The organism is Sulfobacillus sp. TH-112 (genome assembly GCF_057473405.1).
In genome coordinates, this window is the sequence record NZ_JBYCKN010000014.1 from 1 (window position 1) to 5,315 (window position 5,315).

Sequence of the window (5,315 nt, forward strand, 5' to 3'; positions counted from 1 at the left end):
AGCCTCGAGTCCGGCTCTTCAATTGATCGAAAAAGTCAAACATGATTTCCCCCAGAGGCAAACGATACGACAACATTGCTCGCACGGCATCGAGATAGGTCAGATTGATATAGGTTCCTCGCCGTTCTTGGGCAAGTTCCATAACGGCTCCAATGTACTCACTAGGAGCAATAATACTGGCTTCAACCACAGGTTCCTCGATATACAAGATATCTCCTGCCACCGGCATTAAGGCGGGATTGTCCACCCGGATCTTGTCCCCACTCACGAGACTCACCTCATATACCACATTAGGCGCCGTGGTAATGAGAGTGAGATCGTATTCTCGTTCTAGGCGTTCTTGAATCACTTCCAAATGCAACAGTCCTAAAAATCCCGCACGAAAGCCAAACCCCAGTGCCGCCGACGTCTCCGGTTCAAACGTCAAGGCGGCGTCATTCAACTGCAGTTTTTCCAACGCCTCGCGAAGACGTCCGTATTCCGACGACTCCACCGGATAGAGACCCGAAAACACCATGGGTTGGGCGGGCCGGTATCCGGGTAATGGCTCAACTAAGGAACTCCGTCCAGCCTGAGTGACCGTGTCGCCAACCCGAGTATCTTGAACCGATTTAATCTGGGCCGCAAAAAATCCTACTTCTCCCGTATCAAGATGATTGACCGGCGTGGGATGCGGGCTAAACACCCCGATTTCTGTCACTTCGAATTCTTTAGCTGTCGCCATGAACCGAATCCGATCGCCAATTTTTAAGCGCCCGTCTATCACCCGGATATACACCAGAACACCCTTATAGCTGTCAAAACGCGAATCAAAAATAAGCGCTCTAAGCGGGCTCTCTGACTTCCCCTGCGGCGCGGGGATTTTTTCGACCACTTCACGCAACACTCGATCGATGCCAATACCTTGCTTTGCCGAGACCGGAACGGCATCGGTTCCATCCATCCCAATCTCGATCAACTCTTCCATGACCCGCTCCGGATCCGCGCTCGGAAGGTCAATTTTGTTAATAATGGGTACTAACGCTAAATCATGCTCCAAAGCGAGGTACAGATTGGCTAAGGTCTGCGCCTCAACCCCTTGCGCCGCGTCCACTACCAAAAGAGCTCCTTCACAGGCTTGCAGTGCACGCGACACCTCATAAGTGAAGTCTACGTGACCTGGGGTATCAATGAGATTCAGCTCATAGATTTCTCCATCATAATCATAAAATAGCCGCACCGCTTGTGCTTTAATGGTAATACCACGTTCGCGTTCAAGGTCCATCGAGTCAAGAACCTGAGGCGCCATTTCGCGCGAAGAGAGCGTCCCCGTGCTTTCAATAAGACGATCCGCCAGGGTACTCTTGCCGTGATCGATATGAGCAATAATGGAGAAATTGCGGATGTGTGGCTGGTCCAAGTTATCCTCCTAAATCTCAAGCAAATTATCGTCTTATGTTATCAAGATTGGGAGGGAAAGAAAAGCATCACATCGGCCTCGCTCCGTACCCACATTGCGCCTAGTAGCGCAAAAAGGAGATTTGATATGACATTGAGACGTCTGGTCCCAGAGGACTTATTACGATTCATTATCCCAGAAGAGGTACAGATCTCGCCTGACGGCCGTATCGTCTACTATGTACGACAAACCATCGATGAAGACCATAATCGATATCGCCGTCAAATTTACGCCATTGATCTCACCTCAGAGAGCCACCGCCCACTAACGCAAGGAGATACTGACACCGCTCCCCAGCCTTCGCCGAATGGCGAATTTATCGCCTTCATCCGCTGCCAGCATAGCTACCACCAGCCATACCTCTTGCCTCTCGGGGGAGGCGAAGCCTATCCCTTAACCGATTGGGCAAGTGATGTCACCCATCTCACGTGGTTGCCCGATAGTCGACACATCATTGCTGAAGTGGCCTTAAAAGAGGGGGCACTCCCTCTAGACCAGAAATCCACTCAACAACAGATTGCATCGGCAACTCCATCAGACAAATATACTCGTGACGTGCAGTATATCACCCGATCCTTTTACCGACTGGATACGGTGGGATATCTCCACCACGATCAGCATCAACAGTTGGTGCTCATCGATACTTGGGGAAAGAAGCCCGCCGAAGTGCTCACACCTCACCATTTCTCTCATGGAGACGCAGCGGTCCGACCGGATGGTGTCATGATGGCCTATCAGAGTAACCGCCACCCTGATCCCGATCGCAATCCCTATGACGATATCCTGGTCATGAATTTGGAGACCCGAGAAGAGCAGTGCATCACCGATGGCCACGGTAGCTATCACTCACCCCACTTCTCTCCCGACGGTGCTTGGCTCTATTTCTTTGGTCATGACTATTCTCATGGATTTTACTCCTCCACAAAACTCTATCGGGCTGCACTAACAGCTCATAAAATCGGTGCCCCAGAGCTAATCTTCACTCCCCAACACGGCGATTTAGGTCAGGACAGCATCGACGATATGCATGCGCACGGTGCAACGTCCCTGCCGCTCATTTTCACCGAAAATGGCATCGTCACCCTCTATAGTCATCGAGGACAGGTGGGCTTAATTGCCATTAACCCGAGTACTCACCAAGCTGAGCCACGAGCTCCTTTCGAAGGGGTCATCTATGGGATGTGCGCGTCCCGCGACCAAAAGACCATCGCGGTGTTAAAGGCAGATCAGGCCCATCCCGGCGATCTCTTTTTGGGCTCCATCGAGGCCGAACCACTGTCATATAAGCGGCTGACGGCGCTTAACCACTGTCTATTACAGGAAATTCAGTGTTTTATCCCTCAGCACTTTGAATTTTCTTCCCCAGGTAACGGCAAGATGATCGATGGCTGGCTTCTCAATCCGGATGGCGATGCGCTCCATCCTCTCGCCTTAGAGGTCCACGGTGGCCCGATGACCATGTATTCCCCAAGCTTTTTTTTCGAATTTCAACTTCTAGTCAGTTCTGGAATCGGTGTGGTCTTTACTAACCCTCACGGAAGTCGGGGTTATGGAGAAGCCTTTTCGGCGGCTATTCGGGGAGCCTGGGGGCAGGACGACTTTAAAGATGTGATGGCCGGTGTGGATGCGGCATTGACAATGGGCCGCTTCGACGAACATAAATTAGCCATCTTAGGGGGTTCGTATGGTGGTTTCATGACCAACTGGGCTATCGGTCATAGCGACCGTTTTTCGGCCGCCATCACGATGCGATCCGTCGTCAATGAATTGAGTTTTTTTGGTACGAGCGACCTCGGATATTTGGATTCTTGGGAATGGGGCACCGTTCCGTGGGAGCATCCCGACCAATATCTCCGCCATAGTCCCTTAATGTCGGTCGAAAACATCCACACACCGCTTTTGATTATGCACTCAGAAGAGGACTACCGTTGCCCCATCAGCCAAGCAGAAGAACTCTTCGCGGCCCTAAAAACACTCGATCGCGAAGTAGCCTTCGTACGCTTTCCTCACGCAAGCCATGAACTTTCCCGCTCGGGTCAGCCTTGGTATCGCGTCAAACGCCTCCAGCTCATTGTGGACTGGATGACACAACACCTACTTTAGTCCAAAATACAGGGCGGAGAGCCGCTAGTCTTGGCTCCCCGCCCGGAATGAAGTCTTTTTATGCCGATTGTGAAGACGCCCCGGTATCTTTGCTCTTAAAGGGGCGAACCGGCAAGACAGTGTGACCAAACGACTCGTTAATCACTTCCGCCGCCGACAGATAGAAAGCTAAAATAGCCGTAATGAGCCCCACATATCCTCCCACAGTGGTCATGGAAGTAAGTCCCCATGATCCAATGGCTAAGAGGATAAAGGTAATCCACAGCGCCAAAAACACCAGTTGTAGCGCCATCGTCGTTCGTAGTGTGGCAATCCACATATAAAATGTAAAAATGCCCCAGACGAATAGATACCACCCTACGAAGGCAGCCGGTACCCCGGCCCCAAAGAAATGGGCATAGAGGGCAAACGACCACCAGAAAGCTCCGTATGAAAAGAAAGCCACGGTTCCAAAGGTGTTACCGCGACGGTACTCTAAAATCCCCGCCACAAATTGGGCGGTGCCTCCGTACGCCATCGCGAGAGCAATCACCATTCCAAGCGCAGACGATGTAAACCATCCAGCATTAATCATACTGAGCATCCAGGTCGTAAAAGCAAACCCTGCCAGCCCCAAGGGGCCGGGATTGGAAAGCTTCCCTTGCATATGCTCCCTCCTTAAATCCATGATATAAATACCGAGTGAGACCTCACTCGGACTAGGGCCGGACCAGGTGGTGAATCGTCTCCACCACCTCAGGATTCGACAATGTGGTCACGTCCCCAATCTCTTTATTGTCGGAGATCGATGCCAATATTCTCCGCATAATCTTTCCGGAACGCGTCTTGGGCAAATCGGGAACAATCCACACCTTGCGCGGGCGCGCAATCGGCCCAATATCGCTCACAATAGCTGCAATAATTTTCTGAATCAGAGACTCCGTGGACGCAATCCCCGGCTGCAACGACACATAAATTTCCGGAATACTGCCCTTGATGTCATCATGTGCTGCGACCACCGCGGCTTCCGCCACTTCCGGGACTTGTAGCACCGCTGATTCCAATTCTTTAGTTCCCATACGATGGCCAGCGACATTAATCACATCATCAATGCGGCCGAGAATGCGAAAATAGCCATCCTGCGCTTCGGTGGCTCCATCCCCTGCCATATAGGGCCAATCGCGCCAATCCTTTGATTGAGGATTCTTGTTATATTTCCCATAATAAGTACGGACAAATCGCTCGGGATCCTTCCAGATGGTCTGCATAATGCCTGGCCAGGGATTACGTATACAAATATTCCCGCCTTCGCCGGCACCTTCTGGAATTTCATTCCCCTCGTCATCCATGATCACCGGGTGAATCCCGGGAACGCCAGGACCCGCACTGCCGGGCTTCATGGCCTTTAATGCAGGAATGGTGCTACAGACATGGCCACCGGTCTCGGTTTGCCACCAAGTATCCACAATGGCCGCTTCCTTTTTGCCGACCACATTGTAATACCAACGCCACACATCGGGTTCAATGGGCTCACCTACGGTCGCCATCAATTTAAAATGATAGTGGTATTGAGCAGGCACGGCATCACCGTGCTGACGCAAACTGCGAATGGCGGTGGGAGAGGTGTGAAAAATATTGACGCCTAACCGTTCCGCCACTCGCCAGGGCCGTCCTGCATCTGGATAGGTCGGGCCTCCCTCATAGATGACCGAAGTTGCCCCTAAAGCTAATGGCCCATACACGATGTAGGAATGCCCGGTAATCCACCCAATATCCGCCATACACCAGTACACAT

At 51.7% G+C, this 5,315-nt stretch carries 4 protein-coding genes; 1 reads left to right on the top strand and 3 read right to left on the bottom strand.

Annotation, left to right across the window (positions count from 1 at the left end):
• Positions 1 to 1,399, bottom strand: a 1,399-nt coding sequence (gene lepA / locus ACOJWD_RS00885) for a translation elongation factor 4 (protein WP_486991332.1), incomplete at its 3' end; no start/stop codon positions are given.
• Positions 1,400 to 1,525: 126 nt separating this feature from the next.
• Here lepA and ACOJWD_RS00890 point away from each other — a divergent pair.
• Positions 1,526 to 3,541: an alpha/beta hydrolase family protein gene (locus tag ACOJWD_RS00890; protein WP_486991333.1), complete on the top strand. Its 2,016-nt coding sequence runs from the start codon at positions 1,526 to 1,528 to the stop codon at positions 3,539 to 3,541.
• A gap of 58 nt (positions 3,542 to 3,599) precedes the next feature.
• Here the strand turns inward: ACOJWD_RS00890 and ACOJWD_RS00895 are convergent, their stop codons facing one another.
• On the bottom strand, positions 3,600 to 4,187 hold the full coding sequence (locus ACOJWD_RS00895; RefSeq protein WP_486991334.1) for an acetate uptake transporter: 588 nt from the start codon (positions 4,185 to 4,187) through the stop codon (positions 3,600 to 3,602).
• A 52-nt stretch (positions 4,188 to 4,239) separates the two neighbouring features.
• Positions 4,240 to 5,315 (bottom strand): AMP-binding protein (locus ACOJWD_RS00900; protein ID WP_486991335.1); only part of this gene is annotated, 1,076 nt, incomplete at its 5' end.

Coding starts and splice junctions, on each gene's coding strand:
- ACOJWD_RS00890 (WP_486991333.1), top strand. CDS start 1,526: ATGACATTGAGACGTCTGGTCCCAGAGGACTTATTACGATTCATTATC.
- ACOJWD_RS00895 (WP_486991334.1), bottom strand. CDS start 4,187: ATGCAAGGGAAGCTTTCCAATCCCGGCCCCTTGGGGCTGGCAGGGTTT.